1 protein-coding gene is annotated in these 1,689 nt (G+C 42.9%); it reads left to right on the top strand.

The window, feature by feature from the left end:
- The first annotated feature begins 139 nt into the window (after positions 1-139).
- On the top strand, positions 140-1,594 hold the full coding sequence (locus HT718_RS00070) for an alpha-amylase (protein WP_173266463.1): 1,455 nt from the start codon (positions 140-142) through the stop codon (positions 1,592-1,594).
- The last annotated feature ends 95 nt before the right edge of the window (positions 1,595-1,689 follow it).

The raw sequence follows: 1,689 nt of genomic DNA, 5'->3' as shown, positions 1-1,689 counted from the left end.
TTATAGCGCTTTCATTTTAAAAATCAACATTTTATATAAAATAGTCAAAAACTTATTATTCAGCATTACGCAAACGTTTGCGTTAAGAGATAGTTTATGATAGAATAAAGAACAAGATTGACAAGTAAGAGGAAACATCATGCAAAATCAAACACTCATGCAATACTTTGAATGGTATCTGCCCCACGACGGCCAACACTGGACGCGTCTGGCTGAAGATGCTCCACACCTAGCTGATCTGGGGATTAGTCACGTCTGGATGCCACCAGCTTTCAAAGCTACCAATGAAAAAGATGTCGGCTATGGGGTCTATGACTTATTCGATCTTGGTGAGTTCAACCAAAAAGGGACTGTCCGCACCAAGTATGGTTTTAAAGAAGACTATCTTCAAGCCATTCAAGCCCTAAAAGCACAGGGAATTCAACCTATGGCCGATGTGGTGCTCAATCACAAAGCTGCTGCTGATCACATGGAAGCCTTTCAGGTTATTGAAGTGGATCCTGTAGACCGTACAGTGGAACTTGGAGAACCCTTCACCATCAATGGTTGGACTAGTTTTACCTTCGATGGTCGCCAAGATACCTACAATGACTTCCACTGGCACTGGTACCACTTCACAGGTACAGACTACGATGCAAAACGCCGTAAGTCTGGGATTTACCTGATTCAAGGAGACAACAAGGGCTGGGCCAACGAGGAATTGGTCGATAACGAAAACGGTAACTACGACTACCTCATGTATGCCGACCTAGACTTTAAGCATCCTGAAGTTATCAAAAACATCTATGACTGGGCTGACTGGTTCATGGAAACGACTGGTATTGCTGGTTTCCGCTTGGATGCCGTCAAACACATTGACTCTTTCTTTATGCGCAATTTTATCCGCGATATGAAGGAAAAATACGGTGACGATTTCTATGTTTTTGGTGAATTTTGGAATCCCGATAAGGAAGCCAATCTAGACTATCTTGAAAAAACGGAAGAACGCTTTGACCTTGTCGATGTTCGTCTCCACCAGAATCTCTTTGATGCTAGCCGAGCTGGTTCCAACTACGACCTTCGTGGCATTTTCACAGATAGCTTGGTTGAACTCAAGCCCGACAAGGCTGTAACCTTTGTCGACAACCATGATACCCAACGAGGACAAGCCCTTGAGTCGACTGTTGAAGAATGGTTCAAACCAGCAGCCTATGCCCTTATTCTATTACGCCAAAATGGACTGCCATGTGTCTTTTACGGAGACTACTATGGGATTTCAGGGCAGTATGCTCAACAAGATTTCAAAGAAGTCCTTGACCGCCTCCTAGCCATCCGAAAAGATTTGGCCTATGGAGAACAAACAGACTACTTTGATGATGCTAACTGTATCGGTTGGGTACGTTCAGGTGCTGAAAATCAAGCCCCAATCGCAGTCTTGATTTCAAATGACCAAGAAAACAGCAAGTCAATGTTTATAGGCCAAGAATGGACTAACCAAACTTTCGTAGATTTACTTGGAAACCACCACGGTCAAGTCACAATTGATGAAGAAGGTTATGGAAAATTCCCGGTCTCAGAAAGATCTGTAAGTGTCTGGGCAGCCAATACAATCTAATACTCAATGATTATCAAGCCAGATCCCATCGGATTTGGCTTTTTAAGTATGAAAAAGACCTACCCAAATGGATAGATCTTTATACTCAATGAAAA

Origin of the sequence: Streptococcus sp. 714, assembly GCF_013277115.1 — a bacterium.
In the GTDB taxonomy this organism is placed as follows: domain Bacteria; phylum Bacillota; class Bacilli; order Lactobacillales; family Streptococcaceae; genus Streptococcus.
This window is presented reverse-complemented; position numbering and strand designations above follow the sequence as displayed.